Source organism: Sulfitobacter sp. CB2047 (assembly GCF_000735125.2).
Taxonomy (GTDB): Bacteria; Pseudomonadota; Alphaproteobacteria; order Rhodobacterales; family Rhodobacteraceae; genus Sulfitobacter; species Sulfitobacter pontiacus.
The window spans coordinates 2,339,311-2,358,142 of the sequence record NZ_CP072613.1; the positions used below are offsets into that span (position 1 = coordinate 2,339,311).

Genomic DNA, 18,832 nt, shown 5'->3' on the forward strand with positions numbered 1-18,832 from the left:
ATCAGGCTATTTCAGCCCGCCGCCCCATAAACAATTGACTAATCAGATCAGCCCCTTGCCTTGCGGACCACATAGGTCCCCGGGGCTTCGCCCAGGGTATCACGGCCCTTTTCACCCGGAATACGGGCATCGACTTTCCCGTCAGAGCGATTCTCGAGCCACGCGCTCCAGCGGGGCCACCACGACCCTTCGTGGAACTTTGCCCCCTCTAGCCAGTCCTCGTGATCCAGCGACAGGTTGTCGTTTGTGTAGTGGCCGTATTTGCCTTTGCTCGGCGGGTTCACGATCCCCGCGATATGGCCCGATTGGGTCATCACAAAGGTCTTGTCCGCGCTGCCCATCATGCGCACGCCGCGATAGCTGTCTTTCCACGGCGCGATGTGGTCGGTCTCGCAGCCGATGGCGATCAGCGGCACATCGATATCCTCCAGCTTCAGACGATGACCCAACAGCTCAAAGCCGCCCTCGACCAGCTTGTTCTGTTGGCAAAGCCCGCGCAGATACTCCATCGCCATGCGCTGCGGCAGGTTCGCCCCGTCACCGTTCCAATAGAGCAGATCAAAGGCCGGCGGCGTGTCGCCCAGCATGTAGCTTTTGATCGCGGGCCCATAGACCAGATCATTCGACCGCAAGAAAGAGAACGTTCGCGCCATGATGACCGAAGGCAGGATCCCCTTGTCCTTGGTCTCTGCCTCGATCCCGTCGATAAAGTCATCGGTCAGGAAGGGCTGGAACTCCCCCTGATCGGAGAAATCGGTGAGCGCGGTAAAGAATGTCGCGGATTTGACGGATGTATCGCCGCGCTGCTTCATCAAGGACAGCGTCAGCGACAGCGTGGTCCCCGCGATGCAATAGCCCACGGCGTGCACCTGTTCCTGCGCGGTGATCTCCTTGACCTCGCGGATCGCGGTCAGGAACCCGTCCTCGATATAGTCGCCCATGCCGATGTCACGATGACTTTGGTCCGGATTGACCCATGACACCATAAACAGCGTATAGCCCTGATCCACGATCCATTTCACCAGACTGTTCTGGGCCTTGAGATCAAGGATATAGAATTTATTGATCCAGGGCGGGAAGATCACGATCGGCGTGGCATCGACCCTTTCGGTGCTGGGGCTGTATTGGATCAGCTCGAACAGATTGTTGCGATAGACGACCTTGCCGGGGGATGTGGCGATGTTGCGGCCCAGTTCAAACGCGCTTTCATCGGCCAGCCGCACGATCAGCTCGCCGTTATTCGCCTCCAGATCGGCAATCAGGTTCTCCAGCCCGCGGATCAGGCTTTCGCCCTCGGTCGCCACAGCGCGTTCCAGCGCATCGGGGTTGGTGGCCAGAAAATTGGTCGGGCTCATCATGTCGATGATCTGGCGGCTGAAGTATTGCAGCCGTTTCTTTTCATGCGGGGCCAGATCGGCCACATGATCAACCGCTTGGCCCAAGGCCTCTGCGTTGATCTGGTACTGCTGTTTGACAAAGTTGAAATAGGGGTGCGATTTCCACAGCGGGTTGGCAAAGCGGCGATCCTCGGGCGAGGTATCTTCCGGCGCGGCCAGCTTGCCTTTGGCCAGCGCCTGCTGCGCCTCCATAAAGTGGCCGACGGATTTGCTCCAGTAGGATACCTGCTGTTCGATCATCTTGGCGGGGTTCTGTACGGCTTCGGTCCAGTAGGACGCGGCGGCCTTTGCAAACAGCTCTTGATTCGGGCCGTCCAAACTCGCCTGATGCGTGTCCCGCCCGACCATGATCTGCGACAGCCGCGCGCCAAGCGCTTCGACCTTTCGCAGGTTTTCCTCCATACGTTCCTGTGCCTTGGAGCTCTCTGCGTCGGTCTTGGTTGTTTTTATTGTCATGCTAACCGTTCCTCCCTATGTTTGCACCTGCAGCATCGCGCCGACCTTTGGGGGAGGGTCTGACAAGATGCCGGGCACAAGGCCCCCAACAGGAGACCCCTTACATGAAGTATATGGCATCTTACGATTTAATGGAAACGATGAGAAACACCAACCAGTGGCTGGGTGCCACGGCGTTGGCGATGGCATCGTATCCCGCTTTTGCCGCCATCCCGAACCCTGCGCTGAACTGGATGGCCGCATGGGGCGAAGTGACCGAACGCAGCTTTTCGCGCATGGTGGTCAAACCTGATTGGGATATCCCCCCCGCCGTGGGCGTTGATGGTGCGGACCATCCCGTCCTGATCGAGAAAGAGCTGGAAGGTGCCTTTGGCGATCTGGTGCATTTCGTCGTACAGGGCCGCGATGCGCCCAAGCGCAAGATCCTGCTGGTCGCGCCCATGTCGGGCCACTATGCGACGCTGCTGCGGTCGACCGTCATCAGCCTGATCCCTGACGCGGACCTTTATATCACCGACTGGCACAACGCCCGCGACATCCCCGTCAGCGCCGGCAAGTTCGACGTAGAGGATTATACCCTGCGGCTTGTTGACTATATGCGCCATCTGGGCCCCGACGTGCATGTCATTGCCGTCTGCCAACCCGCACCGCTGACCCTCGCCGCGACCGCCTATCTGGCGGAACAGGACCCCAAGGCGCAGCCAAGCTCGCTCACATTGATCGGCGGCCCCATCGACACCGCGGCCAGCCCGACAGAGGTGACGGATTTCGGTCACCGCGTGAACATGAACCAGCTGCAAGAGATGATGATCCAGCAGGTCGGCTTCCAGCACCAGGGCGTGGGCCGCAAGGTCTATCCCGGTCTGCTGCAGCTGAATTCCTTTATCACGATGAACGCCGAAACCCATGCCAAGGCCTTCCGCGACCAGATCATGCGTGTCGCACAGGGGCTGGCCGGCGACCACGACAAACACAACAAGTTCTACGACGAATACCTCGCCGTGATGGACATGCCCGCTGAATTCTACCTCTCCACCGTGCAGCGGATCTTCAAGGATAACGAGATCGGCACCAACAGCTTCTCAATCAAGGGTCAGCCCGTGGACATCGGCAAGATCACCGATGTCGCCGTCAAAACGGTCGAGGGCACCAAGGACGATATCTCGGCCCCCGGTCAATGTATCGCGGCGCTGAACCTCTGCACCGGCCTGCCCGACGACAAAAAGGCAAGCCACCTTGAAGACGGCGCAGGGCACTACGGGATCTTTGCCGGCAAAAGCTGGCGCGAGAATATCCGCCCGCTGGTGCTGAAGTTCATCGACGACAACCAGCGCACGGCCAAGGCGACAGCCCCCAAGGCCCCTGCGGCCCCGGCCAGCGCGGGTAAAACCTCGATCCCCGCACAGAAGTCGACGGCATAATGCCGGCCGCGCCGCGTGACCTGCCCTTTGCCTGTGCCTGCGGCACGGTCAAAGGGGCCCTGCGCGGCGTGACACCCGCGCGCGGCAGCCACGCCCAATGCCACTGCATCGATTGCCGCGCGGCCGAGGTCTACCTCGACCAGCCCGACCCCGCGCCACGGGCGATCCAGCTGTTCCAGACCACCCCCGACAGATTCCACTTCGATCAGGGTTTCGACAAATTGTCGGTGTTTTCCTTCGGAGAGACAAATCTGCTGCGCTGGTATGCCTCTTGCTGTGGCACGCCGATGTTCAACACGCTGCGCAAGCCCAAGCTCGCCTTTGCCAGCATCATGACCCGCACCCTGTCCGACCCTGCCCCGCTTGGGCCGATCGTCGGCACCGGCTATATCCCGACGCCCTCGGGCAAGCTGCGGAACGAAGGGCTGCCACGGTTGATCTGGGGGGCGCTGTCGCGGGCGGCCGGGGCCAAGGTGACAGGCCGCTGGAAGGTGAACCCCTTTATCGATCCGGACACCGCAACGCCCAAACGCCCCGTGCATATCGTTCCGCGTGACCAGCGCAAGGCAATCACCGAGGCGCTGCGCTAACCCGCACTTGCCCCGCCCCGATCACGCAGGGGTCAGGGGCATCTTCAACCATTCCTTGATCGCGGCAGTCGTGGCTTCGGGCTGTTCAAGCGTGGGCAGATGCCCTGCCCCCTCGATCACGCGCAAAATCGCATAGGGCAGCAGTTCGGCCATGAAACTATGGCGCTTCACGGGGTTGAGCCTGCCCACCTCGCCACACATCACCAGCGTCGGCACCTTGCACTTGCGCAATACCGCCTGCTGGTCGCGGGCCCGTTGCAAGGCGCGGGCTTGGCGCACATAGACTTCCGGCCCCAGCGTGTCGGCCATATCCAGCGCAATCTCCAAAATCGCCGCGCGGTCCGGACCGGGGGCGAGCCAGACGGGGTTCAGCTCTTCGCGCATGGCATCGGCCAGCCGCCCCGACTTGACCTTGACGATCAACATCTCGCGCGCGGCAGCACTCTGCGGCGTTTCGGCCAGCGGGCTGGCATCGATCAACGCCAACCGCGTCAACCGATCCGGCGCACGGCGCAAAATCTCGAGCGCGACAGCACCGCCCAACCCCAAGCCTGCCAGCGCGAAACGCTTGGGCAACTGGTCCAGCAGACCAGAGGCGATTTCCTCGATCCGCTCGCCTTGGGTAATCGGGGCGACAGTCACAGCGGTTTTCGCCGACAGCTCGGCGATCTGCGGCCAGAATACCCGCGCGTCAGACATGAGGCCCGGCAGAAGAACAAGAGGGTCAGCCATGTATGTCCCTGTCACTAGTCATAAATTCGCGTCACTTCGGGACACTGCTGCTGCGCCGCACCTCATCACGGATAGGCGATGCCACGCAAGGGCGGAAAATCGCCATAGCGCGCACGGCGCTGCGCCAAGGGCTCCGACGGCGACTTCCCGCCGCGCAACAGCATCCCGCGCGGCGCGATATAGCTGGAGATGCTGCGCAGCGGCTGCGGTCTCCACGTCAGGTTGAAGGCGGCGAGCTTGGGAAAGAACCACATCTCGGAATAGGGCAGATGGTCATGCACCCACCACGCCAGATCACGCCAGTCGCGCCCCTGATCATACTGGTCGGCAAACCACGGGATCACGATGCTCGCCCCGGCAATCGCCTGCGCCTCTGCGCCACGGTCCCAGATGTGACATTCGATCGGGTTGTCATTGGCCGCGCAATTCAGCTTGTGCCGGTTGCCATAGGCATTCAGCGCCGCCGACCGATACCCCGACCGCACGGCGATGCGGCCAAAGGTTTCCTCTAGCGGGTCCAGCAAGGTCGTGCAGAAGGCCCGTCCGTTTTCGATGGCAAGATCAGGATTGTCGGGGATATTTGGCTGCCCGTGAAACCCAGAAATCTCTGAGTACATGAAATCGCGCATAAAGAAATGCCGCGACAGCCGGACCCGCCCAAAGGTTTCAAGGCTCCACATGCTGGCCGGTTTACGCATGGCAAAGCCCCTTTATCCTCAGGTCGTGGCAGAGACCTCTTCCACCGCTTGGATCAGCAGTTTCAGGCAGCGGTCGTCGGAAAAGCGGTGGTCCGCATCCTTGACCAGTTGCAACTGCATGTCCGGCCCCTGCGCATGTTCCAGCAGACGCACGGCTGTGGCAACGCTGACGGCGGTATCTGCGGTGCCTTGCAGAAAGCGCGTCGGGAACGGCAGATGCAGCGGATCGCGCAGCACCAGCTGCTTGCGCCCGTCCTCGATCATCCGGCGCGTGATAATGTAAGGCTCCATATAATCGGACGGCAGTTCGACCTGACCCGTCTCGGCCAAAGTCTTTTTCTGCGCCTCGGTGAAGCTGGCCCAATAGCCGTCTTCGGTAAAGTCAGGGGCCGCGGCGATGGTAACCAGCCCCGCGATCCGCGCGGGCAGCGCGCGCACCAGCAGCAGCGATTGCCAGCCGCCCATAGACGACCCCACCGGCAGGATCGGGCCCTCGGTCAATGCTTCTACCGCAGCCAATGTGTCTTCGGCCCAATCGCCAATGCAGCCCTCCGTGAACGCGCCAGAAGATTCCCCGTGACCCGAATAATCGAACCGCAAGAACGCCCGCCCCTCGCGTTTGGCCCAGTCCTCAAGGAACACCGCCTTGGTGCCCATCATGTCGGATTTCAGACCGCCCAGAAACACCACGCAGGGGCCTGTGCCTTCGGTCTTGTGATAGGCCAGCCGCCGCCCTTGAGGCGTTTCCAGATACATCGGTGCCGTCATCCTCAGCCCCCCAGATAGGTGCCCTTGGCGGGGCGATAAAAGATTTTCTGGTTGTGCAGACGGCCCAGCAGATCGTCGATCCGGCGCAGGCTGTCTTTGGCGGCATCGGCGGGCAGCATCGATGCGGTGTCATTCAGCGCATCCATCGACAGATCGCGTTTGGTCACATGTAGCGCTGCCTCGATCAGGTCGATATCGCTGATCGTCAGCTCGAAGTTGCGGTTGTGTTTGGACATGGGCGAACCCCTTTGGATCAAATGCGCGCCCCAGTCATACGCCCCGCCGCCCCGACGATCAATCCGCCGCTTCGACTTCGCGCAGCCCAAGCGCCGCAATCGCGGCCCCTGCGGACATGACTGCGAATAGAACCAGCGTTGCCACCGGCCCGATCAGCGCGGCACCGCCCCCCGCCACGCCCGCGACCAACAGCAGCCCGCCAATCACCGTGTTGGACACGGCGGCATAGGCCGACCGCTGGTCCTTGGGCGACATATCCACCAGATAGGTAGACCGCCCCTGCCGCACCCCGTGATAGGCGATCATCAGAATGAACAGCACCAGCGGCATGGCCCAGATCTGCGTCGCCATCCCAAGCAGCGCCAGCACCACCGCACCGACCATCGCCAAGGCCCCGACAATGCCGGTCAACATCAGCACACGGCGGCTCGATTGATCCGACAGCCGACCCCAGACGTAGGAGCTTAACAGCGACGCCAAAGCCGAGGCGAGCACCAGCGCGCCAAGCTGGCCAAGGGCAGATTGATCCTCGCCCCCTGCCAGCACCACAAAATACGGCGGCGCAAGCGATGTGGCGACCAGCAGCCCGCGCACCAGAATGAACCGCCGCAGGTTCGCGTCCTCCTTCAGGATAGAGAAACTGGCAGGCGTCGCCTTGCCGCCCTCGCTTTTGGCCTCGTCCAGCGTGGAAAACAACAGCGCCGCGCCGCCCCAAAGTCCGGCCGCCAGCGCGATCGCCGCGATCACCACGCCGCGATCCTGCACCAACCCCGACATCAGCAAAAGCGCCAGCACCAGCACCCCGGCAGAGGCGACAGACCCCGCCGTGCCCGTGATCGACCCGCGCCGCGACTTGCCCACGGTCTTGCCAAGGATATCCTTATACGACACCGAACAGGCCGCACGGCTGACCGCCAACCCCGCCAGCGCCGCGCAAATCGCCAGCCCCGCCGCTGATCCGTCCAACGTGAGCGCCGCCAGCACGATCAGCGCAGCGAAGATGCCCTGCCCCGCAGATCCCGCGACCCACGCCCATTTGCGCCGCGCCATCGCCTGCACCCAGCCCGCCATCACGATCTGCGGCAACAGCGCCCCCGCCTCGCGGATCGGCACCAGCGCCCCGGCATAGACCGCAGGCGCACCAAGTGCCGTCAGCAGCCACGACAGCATGAGCTTGGGGTCAATCAGCCCGTCAGCCACTTTGGTCATGGTCAGGCTGGCGATATGGCGCAGGGCGTTCGGGGCCTCGGCCTCTTGCGCATGGGACGACAGGTCCTGCGCGTCACCCTCTGCCCCTGAAAGCGTCTCAAACGCCCGCTGCGCCACATCATCCTGCATGTCTTCGCGTCCCGTCGCTACCCGTTAATCTGATGTTATCTATGGCACCGCGCCCCCAAGGAAAGGACAGCGCCCCATTTCACACGCCGCGCCCGCGCGCCCCACCGTGATATTGACAAGCCAGACCACCGACGCCAAACAGGCCGGACGCATATAACCCGCAACCGGGCGTCTCGTAGGCGCCAAACCGACGAGGAGGCCCAGATGGCCCAGATCACCCTCACCCTTCCCGATGGCAACGCACGTCAGTACGACGCAGGTATCACTGCGGGCGACGTGGCAAACGACATCTCCAAATCGCTTGGCAAGAAAGCAATCAGCGCCACCGTGGACGGTGCCCATTACGATCTGGCATGGCCGATCAACGCGGACGCCAGCATCGCAATCCACACCATGGCCGACGAAGCGCAAGCGAACGAGCTGGTGCGCCACGACCTCGCCCACATCATGGCCCGCGCCGTGCAAGAGCTTTGGCCCGACACAAAAGTCACCATCGGCCCCGTCATCAAGGACGGCTGGTACTATGACTTTGACCGCAAGGAATCCTTCACCCCCGAAGACCTTGGCCTGATCGAAAAGAAGATGAAGGAAATCATCAACAAGCGTGACCCCGTCCGGACCGAGGTCTGGGACCGCGAGCGCGCGATCAAGCATTACGAGGACAACGGCGAACCCTATAAGGTCGAGCTGATCAACAGCATCCCCGGCGACGAACCGCTGCGCATGTATTGGCACGGCGACTGGCAGGACCTGTGCCGTGGGCCGCACCTGCAACACACCGGCCAAGTGCCGGGCGACGCCTTCAAACTGATGTCCATCGCGGGGGCCTACTGGCGCGGCGACAGCGACCGCGCGATGCTGCAACGCATCTACGGCGTGGCCTTCACCGGCAAGGAAAAGCTGAAAGCCCACCTGAACATGCTGGAAGAGGCCGCCAAACGCGACCACCGCAAGCTGGGCCGCGAGATGGACCTTTACCACATGCAGGAAGAGGCCCCCGGTCAGGTCTTCTGGCACGCCAACGGCTGGCTGATCTACACCCAGCTGCAAGACTACATGCGCCGCAAGCAACGCGCCGGCGGCTATGTCGAGGTGAACACACCGCAGGTCGTGGACCGTAAACTCTGGGAAGCCTCCGGCCACTGGGAGAAATACCAAGACCACATGTTCATCGTCGAAGTGGACGAGGAACACGCCCGCGAGAAATCGGTCAACGCGCTGAAACCGATGAACTGCCCCTGCCACGTGCAGATCTTTAACCAGGGTCTGAAATCCTACCGCGACCTGCCCCTGCGCATGGCCGAATTCGGATCGTGCAACCGCTATGAACCCTCGGGCGCGCTGCACGGGATCATGCGCGTGCGCGGCTTCACACAGGATGACGGCCATATTTTCTGCGCCGAAGACCAGATCGAAGCCGAAACCGCCAAGTTCATCGAATTCCTGTCGGGCATCTACAAAGACCTCGGCTTCGAAAACTTCAGCGTCAAATTCTCGGACCGCCCCGAAAAACGCTCCGGCTCGGACGAGGTCTGGGACAAGGCCGAGGCGGCGTTGCTGTCGGCCACCCGCAAGGCAGGCATCGAACCCACGCTCAACCCCGGCGAAGGCGCGTTCTACGGCCCGAAACTGGAATTTGTGCTGACCGACGCCATCGGCCGTGACTGGCAATGCGGCACCCATCAGGTGGACTTCGTGCTGCCCGAACGGCTGGACGCGACCTATATCGGATCGGACGGCGCGAAACACCGCCCCGTCATGCTGCACCGCGCCACCTTGGGGTCGTTCGAACGCTTTATCGGCATCCTGATCGAAGAACACGCGGGCAAGCTGCCCTTCTGGCTCGCCCCGCGTCAGGTCGTCGTCGCCTCCATCACCTCCGAGGCGGATGATTACGTGCACGAGGTCGTGGCCACGCTCAAGGCGCAAGGCGTCCGCGCCGAAGCCGACATCCGCAACGAAAAGATCAACTACAAGGTCCGTGAGCATTCGGTCGGCAAAGTGCCGGTGATCCTTGCAGTCGGCGCGCGCGAAGTCGAAGAGAAAACCGTGTCCGTCCGCCGTCTGGGGGAAAAGCAGACCTCGGTTCAGGCGCTGTCGGATGTGGCGAACGCCTTGGGCATCGAAGCCACACCGCCCGATTTACGCGGCTAAAAACTGTAACAAACCCCTCGGGGCGCAACGAACTTGCGCCCCGAACATGTCACTATGTTTCAAAATTGCGCCTCCCAACGCTGGAATCTCGCGAATTGTTACAAAAAAACCGGCGATTTTCTGACGCCTCCGTGACACACTCCGATGTGAGTAGCTTTGTCGCACCCCACGCGGCTTAATGTCCTTATCGACAAGCAACCAACCTTAGGAGGAAACACCAATGTCCAACACAATGAAAACACTCGCCGTTGCAGGCGCAGTTGCCGCTGCCCTGTCCGCACATTCGACCGCAGCAAACGCCGCGTCGAAAGAAAAATGCTACGGCGTGGCGCTTGCCGGTCAGAATGACTGCGCCGCAGGCCCGGGCACCACATGCGCTGGCACATCCGTCACCGACTACCAGGGCAACGCCTGGAAACTGGTTGACGCAGGCACCTGCGCCGACATGGAACTGCCCGCAATGGCCGACGGGTCCGAGCGTATGGGCTCCCTCGAAGCGCTGGACCGCGACCTGCCAGCCTAAGCCCTTAGCGGCCTAAACCCTTCGCCTGCGCGGCACGCCCCATGCCGCCGCGCAGGCCCCTTTACACGACCCCTCGGATAGGGAGCCTCTTATGCCAGACGGTGCCACCCGTTTCGACACATTGCCCGCAAGCCCGGGCGTCGGCTATAAACCCCAGCATTTCAAAGACCTGCAAGACGATCCTGGTCCAGTTGAATGGATCGAAATCCATGCAGAGAATTACATGGGCGATGGCGGCCGCCCACTGGCACAGCTGCGCGCCCTGTCCGAAAAATTCGCCCTATCTGTGCACGGCGTCGGCCTGAGCATCGGGGGCGAAATGCCACTGGACCGCGATCACCTCGCCCGTTTGAAAAAGCTCTGTGACTGGGCAAACCCTGCCAGTTTCTCTGAACATCTTGCATGGTCCACCCATGACAGCGAGTTTCTGAACGACCTGCTGCCCCTCCCCTATACCGAAGCCACCCTGTCCCGCGTGGCCGATCACATCAGTCAGGTGCAAGACACAATCGGCCGTCAAATGCTGCTGGAAAACCCTTCGAGTTACCTCGCCTTCGATGAATCCACCTTGTCTGAAACTGACTTTTTAGCCGAGTTAACCCACCGGACCTCCTGTGGTTTATTGCTGGATGTCAACAATGTCTTCATTTCAGCGAAAAACCTCGCCCTCTCCCCGCGCGACTATATCGACGCCTATCCGGTAGACGCCGTGGGCGAGCTTCACGTCGGCGGTCACGAGGAAGACAGCGTCGGTTTCAACCAGCCGCTTCTGATCGACAGCCACAGCCGCCCCGTGGTCGACCCCGTCTGGGATCTGCTGGCCTATACGCTGGACCGCACCGGCCCCAAGCCCGTGCTGGTGGAATGGGACAATGACGTGCCCGATTGGCCAACCCTGCGCGCCGAGGCAGAGCGCGCGGCGGATGTGCTGGCCCGATGACCACGCTGCACCGGTTTCGGACGCCCCTGCTGGACCCGACGCAGGACCGCCCCGAAGGGCTGCGCGGTGCCGCTGGCGCACCCGCTGACACGCGCTATGACGTTTACCGCAACAACGTCACCCATTCGTTAATTGGCGCGCTGCACAGCGCCTTTCCCTTGGTGGTCAAGATTCTGGGCACGCAGAACTTCGACCAGATCGCCCCCGCCTTTGTGCGTGCGCATCCGCCGAGCTCTCCGTTAATGATGCACTATGGCGCTGATTTTCCGCAGTTTCTTGCCGAACAACCGCCTTTGTCAAAAATGGGTTACCTGCCCGATTGCGCCCGTCTCGACCTCGCACTCCGCCGGTCCTATCACGCCGCCGACAGCGCGCCCTTCGACCTTGCCGCCTTCCAGCAGATTGCGCCCGACGCGATGATGCAGGCGCAGCTGCCCCCCGCCCCCGCGACGGTGCTGCTCAGCTCTGACTGGCCGCTGTATGACATCTGGCGGTTCAACATGCAGGCGGATGCTCCCAAGCCGCAGATGCAGGCGCAGGACGTGTTGATCACCCGTCCCGACTTTGACCCCGCCCCGCATCTGTTGCCCGCCGGCGGCGGCGCGTGGTTCGCCGCCTTGGCTGGGGGTGCCACGCTTGATCAGGCCCATGACACCGCGCTGGCCACGCACCCCGATTTCGACCTTGGCGCGGCTTTGGGCCTGTGCTTTGCAACCGGCGCGTTTTGCGCAAAGAACGGCGGATAAGATGCTGAAGACCCTCACCCTTTACGATCGCACGACCGACTGGATCACCGCGCAAGACTGGCTGCTGCCCACATTGGCGCGGTTCCTGTTCGCTGCGGTGCTGACGCAGTATTTCTTTACCTCTGGCGTGACCAAGCTTGACGGTCTGTTCACCCTGAGCACCGGTGCCTATGTCCAGATCTTCCCCCGCGCGTTCGAGGCGGCGGGCTATGACGCGACTGCACTATCGGCGTGGCACGGGCTGGTGGCCTATGCGGGGACGCTGGCGGAGTTCGTGCTGCCCGCGTTGATCGTTCTGGGGCTGTTCACGCGGTTTGCGGCCTTGGGGATGATCGGCTTTGTGGTGTTGCAATCGCTCACCGATCTATACGGCCACGGGCAATGGAGCGCGCTAGGCCAGTGGTTTGACCGTCTGCCGGACGGGACCATTCTGGACCAGCGCGGGCTTTGGGTGCTGCTGCTGGTGGTGCTGGTGGTCAAGGGCGGCGGGCCGGTTGCGCTGGATCGCGTCTTGCTGGCGCGCCGCCGCTGAGGGTTACTGCGCGGCTTTGACCTTTTCCTCTGTCGCGTCGTTCCAGCCGAGGAACAGATCCTCCCCCACCGCGATCAGGGGGCGTTTCATCAAGGCGGGATGGGCCTCGAGCAATTCCAGTGGATCGGCACCGCGTTCCGCGTCGTCCAGACTGCGCCATGTGGTGGAGCGGGTGTTGACCAGTGCTGCGCCGAATTGCGCGTGGGCGCGGGCCAGCACGTCGGCGGGGACACCGTCCTTGCGCACGTCGACCAGCTGCGCGTCGGGCAGCGCCTTGATCGCCTTGCGGCAGGTATCGCAGTTTTTCAGACCGTAGATCAGCATTCTCACCTCACTTTTTTGGGGTTTCATATGTCCTAAGATAATCGGGCAGCGCGAAATTTCTTGATTTCCGGCGCGGGTGAACAACCTTTTACCGCGTAAGGCGGCGAAAGCAATTTTTCGACGCTGTGACAGCGATTAATGAGGAGCGTTGAGAAATGCCAACGGGTACAGTCAAATGGTTTAACACCACCAAAGGATACGGATTCATCGCGCCGGAGGGCGGCGGATCGGATGTGTTTGTCCATATCTCTGCGGTGGAACGGTCGGGGCTGACCGGACTGGCGGACGAGCAGAAAGTGTCCTTCGAGATGTCCGAGGGCCGCGATGGCCGTCAGATGGCGACGGATCTGGAACTGCTGTAAAAAAGCCCGATGCCCAAGGGACACCGGGTTTTCTGGTCGTCATGCGGGCAAAGGCACGCGGGGCTGCGGCTTAGCGGCAGCCCTTTTCCCCCGGCACGCAGGAATAGGTGACGGGACGCGGCGTATAGTGCCGCACCTTGTGCTTTTTGGGCGCGGGGTGCGCCATCATCTGCTGGTAGCTGGTGCTGGTGTTCGGCGTGCCGCAGCAGATGACACCGGAAATGGTGATCGGCTGGAGCCCTGCGGGGCAATAGTTGGCCGAGGACGGGTAGGCATAGATCTTGGGCTCTGCGGAGACCTGCGCGGGCAGCAGAACCGCGCCCATCAGACCCAATCCGGCCATCATTCCTGTTGTTAGACGCATAATATCCCTCGTTATTTTCAATTTCCCTTAATTTGCCCAGTGTCAGCGGCCAAGTCTAGCCTTTTTGCCCCCTAGGGGTGTGTTGCTGGTACGGCGTAACGGCAGAGGCGCGGGCTGCGGAACGGGGCTCGGGTTACCCATGTGTAACTTAACCTGTTGTTATTATTGGTTTATTTTTGGTTAGACTGGCGTGCGGTGGTGTGCGTTCGCTGGTGTGAGGCGTGGTCCGGCAAAGCCGGATTGAACAGTCCAGTGGACTGTTCGAAGTCTCGAACGCGGAATGCGCAAGCATTTCGCTGGGGATGTATGAGGTGATCTAAACAGGGACCACCGCGCCCGAACCGAGGGGTGGGAAGCGAAGCGCCCGCCCCGTGGGGGCGGTTCGGGCGCTGCCCAATCGGAGATTGGGCATGGGCGAAACAAAATACCGAATAAGAACCTATATACCAATGTAGCGACTAGATTAGTTCAAGGATCATTTGCCAACACTAGGTAATTTGTCGGCAATTTTCCCGAAAGCCTCAAGAAACCTATCACTTATTAGGTCACCGCCTTCATCTACATTTGGCCTCTCAACATCAGCAAAGAAATGTTGCGAAACATTTGCCCTCAACCTAGTTGCTTCGTCATCCTTGACACTTCTAACAAAAGAGTCGAACGCACCAATTCTCAGCCCTAAAGACCTTAGTCTATAGGATTCCTTCCGATGCTTGGAAGCTAAACCCGCAAAATACACACCTGGAGCTGCCAAAATTATAGAGATAGGTAACTTATAAACGGCTTCGATCCACGTGAACTCTCCTCGAAAAAGATCAGTTAACGCTAATAAACCCAACACTAAAGCAGCGATCCCAAAGGAACCTTTCGCCCACTTAGCATCACTCTCATACCGGTTTTTTTCAGCTACAGCTGCTTGAGCAAATCCACCGGCAAGTACTGTCTGACCCGCTTCTTGGTACAGCTTATCAATTTCGGCATACTTTGCCGCCGCCATATTTTGGTATGCGACCAGTCGTTCTTCTTGTTGTTCGCGAATATTTCCAAGCTCTCGGTCTGCTTTGTTTTCCAGTCCGGAAATTTCAGATTTAAGAGCGGAAACTTCATCCCGAAGAATGTTAATCTCTTCCTGAAACCTTTCGCTTCGGCTGTTTTTTTCGTTGGTGAACTCAGTTCTGAACTCGGCAACTAAACGCGATAAATTTTCAGAATTTTGAGCCTGCAACTGGTCAATCAGAGTTAGAATTTTGCTTTGGGTTTGTTCTAGCTCTTTCCGAGTAAAAGCCGCGGCATCGCGCGCGGAGCCCGCTTTTTCAATCGATTCCTTCGCAATAAGTTGGAGTTCATCTAGCTTATCATGAACAAGTAGAGCGTCAGCTTCGATCTTATTGAGTGCGTCATTCGCTTCACTTCGAAAAATTCTTTTAATTCGTGGATATGGAAACTTCGCCAGTGAAGGTGTCAAATGCTGAAAGCATTGGTCGTATGTCGCCCTATTAATTTCCGCGCCCGTAAGCGTGCTCAGCGCATTAGCTAACTCTTTGTTCAGCGCGTTCAGTTCCTGAGGCGCAATAAAGGCCGGATCGCTACTATCCAGTATCCACCGAAAGTACTGGAATAGCTTCATTAAGCTAAGCGAAAATTCATTATGCTGGTCTCTTTCTAATAATTCATCTGCTTTAGAAAGTTGCCCCCATACCGGATGGTCTAAATAATTTCCTTCTATCACTCAATCACCGCCATAAACTCCCGCCATTCCCCTTTAGACATACCGCTATTCTCCTGCGTGACCTCCTCACCCTTCACCATCCGGCGGATACACTCAAGAGCTGTATTGGACATAGTTGCGCCACCTAGACGGTAATCCTCGAAGGCGCGGTAGGCGGCGGGGACCCAGTCGGCGACGACGTTGCAGATGGCATCGGCATAGACGCGGATCTCGTATTGGGCGTGGGCATCGGCGCGCAGACGCAGGAAGTGGAACAGGTTGTGCAGGTCCACCTTCCAGTACCATTGTGTGTAGATGTTCGACGGCAGGTTCATCCGCGCAAGCTCTCGTGCCAGACCGTCCTGCGGTTCTCCGTCGGGGCCGGTTTCGGCGATCATCGCCTCGTAATTGTCATAGGCGCGGTTGCTGTCGGACTTGAGGATTTCGAGCACACGGGCGGCCTCTGCCCCTTCCAGAACGCCGCCGCGGCCCTGATTGTTCACCACGCTTTGAGCGTTCACATGGGACGGCTCGGGGATGTAGAATTCACGGTCCAGGATCGAATAGCGGGCGGAGTATTCGTTGACGTTGGCGGTGCGGTGGCGGATCCACTGGCGCGCGACAAAGACGGGTAGTTTGACGTGGAGCTTGATCTCGCACATCTCGAAGGGGGTGGAGTGCCAGTGGCGCATCAGGTAGCGGATCAGCCCTTCGTCGTTCTGCACCGATTTCGTACCGCGCCCATAGCTGACGCGGGCCGCCTGACAGATCGCCGCATCGTCGCCCATATAGTCGATGACGCGCACAAAGCCGTGGTCGAGCACGGGAATGGCCTTGTAGAGATGGGTCTCCATCCCTTCGGAGACGGTGCGCAGGGTCTGTTTCGGCTCTGCCCGCAGAGCGTCGATTTCGGCTTGTTGGTCGGGGCTGATCGGCATGGGGGGCGTCCTGTCATATGGGCGTGGATTCGGGGTCTACTATATCTGCGGCAGCAGGCCACCGGAACCGCCATATGCAGTATTGTTTTTGGGTAGCACTTTGTCGGCAAATGCACGCGAGGCAAGGTGGAGCGTTGACAGCAGGGCGCGCGATTGGCGACTGTCGCGGCAATCAACAAGAAATTTTCGAGGCAGACAGTTATGAAATTCGGGACATCAGCGCTGGCGCTGTGCGCATTTTTGGCAGCATGTGGCAGTGGCACGCCGTTTAACGGCGAGACAGAGGCAGATACGGGCACGGGTACTGACGGGAGCACGGGTGCCAGTGCCATCCCCGAAGAACTGGCGAACGACCTCAAGAGCTTTAGTTATGACCCGGCGTCCCAGACGCTGTCGATCACGGGTATCACCGCAGATGATAGCGAGTTCACCGCCAATTATCGCCGCCGCCCCGGCTTGGACCGCAACGGATATGAAGCCTACACCGCGCAGGACGGATCGCTGGACCGCCACGTCACCGCGTATGTGAAGGACATCGATGGCACCCGCGCCGCTGTGGTGATGACGGGCGGGCAATTCGAGCAGGTCTTTTCGGGCGCAGGATATTCCAACACCTCGTATTCAGCGCCGGTCGCACCGGGCACGCAATCCGAGGGCGGGCTGGTGACCTATGCGGGGAATTACATCGGGTTGCTGAACGGAGCCGGGTCCGGGGAAGATCTGGCACCGGTTGCAGACGGGACTGACCCCGACCCCCTGTCGCGTCAGGCCGCCGAAGTGACGGGCAAAGTGGTTCTGACCGGCGACTTCACCGACGCGGCGGTTGCAGGGATCATCTATGATCGCAAGGTGACCGACTTTGATACAGGCGGCACCTACGATCCCAACTCCGCCACCCCTTTCGAGGCGCAGAACATCGCGCTGGACAGCACTGGCATCGCGGACGACGGCTCTTTCTTCGGGACCGCGTCACAGTCTAACAACGCGGTCGGCGAATACGGCGGTATTTTCGGGGGCACGGGTGCCACGGAAGTTGCTGGTGTGATCCACGCCGAGAACCACATTGCGCTGGGCGGATCGGGCACACCGATCGAGTATGGCGCGTTTGTCCTGACCCAATGCGGCCAACCCGGTGAAGACGCGATCTGCGATCAGCCCGAGCGATAGAGCGGCTGTATCGTGTCTTTCGCCAATTGCGCCATCGGCTGTGCAGTGGCCGGGCTCTGCCTGCTGAACAGTGGCTCTGTCGCGGCAGAGCAGTCGGTCGCGTTGTCCCTGCCAGAGGCCCGATCATTGGCGGTCCATGCGCTGAAGGGTGAACGCCCTGCTCTGGCGTCGCAGATCGCGCAAGGGTTGCTGATCGCGGACCCGCATTCGGCGTATGCGCATTATGTTCTGGCCACAGCCCATGCAGATATGGGGCACGGAACGGATGGGCGAAAGTCTGCGGCGCGAGCGTACCGCTATGCAGACACCAGGGTACAGAAGTTTCAGGCCGCGGAACTGGCAGCACGGCTGACCTTTGCAGAAGGGCACCCGACCCTCACTCAGCTTTGGCTTAGACGTGCCGTTCAAAACGCCCCTACCCCGGAAATAGAAGAGCAGCTTGCGCGTGACTATGCCCGTGTGCGGCGTGAGAATCCGTTTCGCTTTTCTATAACAGGCGGGGTGAAGCCCTCTAGCAATGTCAACAATGGTGCTGACACCGCACAGCAGGTGATCGACGGCTTGCCGTTTACCGGGCGGCTCAGCGGATCGGCGCAGGCCCTATCGGGTATCGTCGGTACCGTCGACGCGGTCGTCGGGTACCGTTTGCGGAGCACTCAAAAGACGCGGACGGATCTTTCGGGTCGCCTGTTTGTACAACGTGTGGCGCTTGATAGCGGGTCGCATGATTTGGCACCTGAAGCACGTAACAGTGATTTCGGAGCAACCTATGCAGATGTTTCACTTCGGCAGTCCTTCGCGGTCGGCGCGGCGGGCGGAAGCGCCGATGTAACCGGATCGCTTGGCGAATACTGGTCGGGAGGCGACCGCAGCTATTCATTCATGCGTGTTGGCGTCGGTCGCCGCTGGCAGCTGTCTGCTTCGACTTCGGTTTCCATGGGCGCGACGCTAGAAAAACGGTTTAGTGAACGAATTAGTTACTTTGACAGTAACACCGTGTCCCTGATTGTAGGGTCCCAACACAAGCTCGCTTGGGGTGATGGTATCGGCGTTTCCGTCAATCTACGCGAGACCGACAGCGACTTCGTTAACTATGCCTCGCAAGCCGCATCTCTACGGTTAAGCTATAGCTTCGCCGATCAAATCGGTCCGGCGGTTGTGAACGCGGGATTAACCTTGGGAAAAACCGACTATGACACCTATTTTGCGGTTTTCGATGTCCCCGGTGGCAAGCAAGACTACGCAACCTATGCGGACGTTAACATCATGTTACCTGATGTGGACTATGCGGGGTTTGCGCCCAGTGTGACTTTACGCGCCGGACGGACGCGATCCAATGTCAGCCGGTTCGAAACGAGCGAGTTTTCCGTCTCATTGGGATTTCAGTCAAAATTCTGACATGCGCTGGCAACCGCCGCCAGCCGTGCTACCCTGCAGGTC

Annotated in this window: 20 protein-coding genes; 10 read left to right on the plus strand and 10 right to left on the minus strand. The window is 60.3% G+C overall.

The features are described from left to right. Positions 1-47: 47 nt before the first annotated feature. Complete coding sequence (phaC, locus tag IV89_RS11620) at positions 48-1,853, minus strand: class I poly(R)-hydroxyalkanoic acid synthase (protein ID WP_037943835.1); 1,806 nt, start codon at positions 1,851-1,853, stop codon at positions 48-50. 104 nt (positions 1,854-1,957) lie between these two features. Here phaC and phaZ point away from each other — a divergent pair, with 104 nt between their 5' ends. Then, complete coding sequence (gene phaZ, locus IV89_RS11625) at positions 1,958-3,274, plus strand: polyhydroxyalkanoate depolymerase (protein ID WP_037943833.1); 1,317 nt, start codon at positions 1,958-1,960, stop codon at positions 3,272-3,274. Beyond that, the gene (locus IV89_RS11630) at positions 3,274-3,864 is read left to right on the plus strand and encodes a DUF6151 family protein (protein WP_037943832.1); all 591 of its coding nucleotides are present in this window, start codon (positions 3,274-3,276) and stop codon (positions 3,862-3,864) included. The genes phaZ and IV89_RS11630 overlap by 1 nt, the downstream gene beginning before the upstream one ends. A gap of 21 nt (positions 3,865-3,885) precedes the next feature. Here the strand turns inward: IV89_RS11630 and IV89_RS11635 are convergent, their stop codons facing one another. From IV89_RS11635 to IV89_RS11655, 5 genes are all read right to left on the minus strand, one after another. Next, a complete protein-coding gene (locus tag IV89_RS11635; RefSeq protein WP_037943831.1) occupies positions 3,886-4,596 on the minus strand; it encodes an alpha/beta fold hydrolase in 711 nt (236 codons plus the stop codon). Between the two features lie 65 nt (positions 4,597-4,661). After that, entirely contained in the window at positions 4,662-5,276 is a 615-nt protein-coding gene (locus IV89_RS11640; protein WP_037944975.1) for a hypothetical protein, read from the minus strand. A gap of 36 nt (positions 5,277-5,312) precedes the next feature. Further along, positions 5,313-6,062 carry an alpha/beta hydrolase gene (locus IV89_RS11645; protein WP_037943829.1) on the minus strand — a complete coding sequence of 250 codons (750 nt, stop codon included), beginning with the start codon at positions 6,060-6,062 and terminating at the stop codon, positions 5,313-5,315. Positions 6,063-6,064: 2 nt separating this feature from the next. Beyond that, positions 6,065-6,298, minus strand: a complete 234-nt coding sequence (locus tag IV89_RS11650; RefSeq protein ID WP_005852428.1) for a hypothetical protein — start codon at positions 6,296-6,298, stop codon at positions 6,065-6,067. Between the two features lie 58 nt (positions 6,299-6,356). Continuing rightward, on the minus strand, positions 6,357-7,637 hold the full coding sequence (locus IV89_RS11655) for an MFS transporter (protein WP_037943828.1): 1,281 nt from the start codon (positions 7,635-7,637) through the stop codon (positions 6,357-6,359). 204 nt (positions 7,638-7,841) lie between these two features. Between IV89_RS11655 and thrS the strand changes: the two genes are divergently transcribed. The 5 genes from thrS to IV89_RS11680 all read left to right on the plus strand — a co-directional run bounded on the left by thrS (position 7,842) and on the right by IV89_RS11680 (position 12,532). Continuing rightward, positions 7,842-9,791: a threonine--tRNA ligase gene (thrS, locus tag IV89_RS11660; RefSeq protein ID WP_009826554.1), complete on the plus strand. Its 1,950-nt coding sequence runs from the start codon at positions 7,842-7,844 to the stop codon at positions 9,789-9,791. A 220-nt stretch (positions 9,792-10,011) separates the two neighbouring features. Continuing rightward, positions 10,012-10,314: a DUF2282 domain-containing protein gene (locus IV89_RS11665; protein WP_005852422.1), complete on the plus strand. Its 303-nt coding sequence runs from the start codon at positions 10,012-10,014 to the stop codon at positions 10,312-10,314. A gap of 91 nt (positions 10,315-10,405) precedes the next feature. After that, on the plus strand, positions 10,406-11,254 hold the full coding sequence (locus tag IV89_RS11670; RefSeq protein WP_009826553.1) for a DUF692 domain-containing protein: 849 nt from the start codon (positions 10,406-10,408) through the stop codon (positions 11,252-11,254). Further along, positions 11,251-12,000: a DNA-binding domain-containing protein gene (locus tag IV89_RS11675; RefSeq protein WP_037943826.1), complete on the plus strand. Its 750-nt coding sequence runs from the start codon at positions 11,251-11,253 to the stop codon at positions 11,998-12,000. Before IV89_RS11670 ends, IV89_RS11675 begins: the two co-directional genes overlap by 4 nt. Position 12,001: 1 nt before the next feature. Next, positions 12,002-12,532, plus strand: a complete 531-nt coding sequence (locus tag IV89_RS11680; RefSeq protein ID WP_037943824.1) for a DoxX family protein — start codon at positions 12,002-12,004, stop codon at positions 12,530-12,532. A gap of 3 nt (positions 12,533-12,535) precedes the next feature. On the opposite strand, the gene IV89_RS11685 is transcribed toward IV89_RS11680, so the two are convergent. Further along, a complete protein-coding gene (locus IV89_RS11685; protein ID WP_037943823.1) occupies positions 12,536-12,856 on the minus strand; it encodes an ArsC/Spx/MgsR family protein in 321 nt (106 codons plus the stop codon). A 155-nt stretch (positions 12,857-13,011) separates the two neighbouring features. Between IV89_RS11685 and IV89_RS11690 the strand changes: the two genes are divergently transcribed. Next, positions 13,012-13,218, plus strand: a complete 207-nt coding sequence (locus IV89_RS11690) for a cold-shock protein (RefSeq protein WP_005852411.1) — start codon at positions 13,012-13,014, stop codon at positions 13,216-13,218. Positions 13,219-13,288: 70 nt separating this feature from the next. On the opposite strand, the gene IV89_RS11695 is transcribed toward IV89_RS11690, so the two are convergent. The 3 genes from IV89_RS11695 to thyX all read right to left on the minus strand — a co-directional run bounded on the left by IV89_RS11695 (position 13,289) and on the right by thyX (position 16,225). After that, positions 13,289-13,582 carry a hypothetical protein gene (locus IV89_RS11695; protein WP_235183766.1) on the minus strand — a complete coding sequence of 98 codons (294 nt, stop codon included), beginning with the start codon at positions 13,580-13,582 and terminating at the stop codon, positions 13,289-13,291. 475 nt (positions 13,583-14,057) lie between these two features. Then, positions 14,058-15,308 carry a hypothetical protein gene (locus IV89_RS11700; protein ID WP_146152947.1) on the minus strand — a complete coding sequence of 417 codons (1,251 nt, stop codon included), beginning with the start codon at positions 15,306-15,308 and terminating at the stop codon, positions 14,058-14,060. Next, positions 15,305-16,225, minus strand: coding sequence for an FAD-dependent thymidylate synthase (gene thyX / locus IV89_RS11705; protein ID WP_037943821.1), 921 nt, complete (start codon positions 16,223-16,225; stop codon positions 15,305-15,307). The genes IV89_RS11700 and thyX overlap by 4 nt, the downstream gene beginning before the upstream one ends. Before the next feature lie 201 nt (positions 16,226-16,426). On the opposite strand from thyX, the gene IV89_RS11710 reads away from it, so the two are divergent. Continuing rightward, on the plus strand, positions 16,427-17,392 hold the full coding sequence (locus tag IV89_RS11710; protein WP_037943819.1) for a hypothetical protein: 966 nt from the start codon (positions 16,427-16,429) through the stop codon (positions 17,390-17,392). Between the two features lie 126 nt (positions 17,393-17,518). Beyond that, complete coding sequence (locus tag IV89_RS11715; protein WP_235183765.1) at positions 17,519-18,790, plus strand: hypothetical protein; 1,272 nt, start codon at positions 17,519-17,521, stop codon at positions 18,788-18,790. Positions 18,791-18,832: the final 42 nt, after the last annotated feature.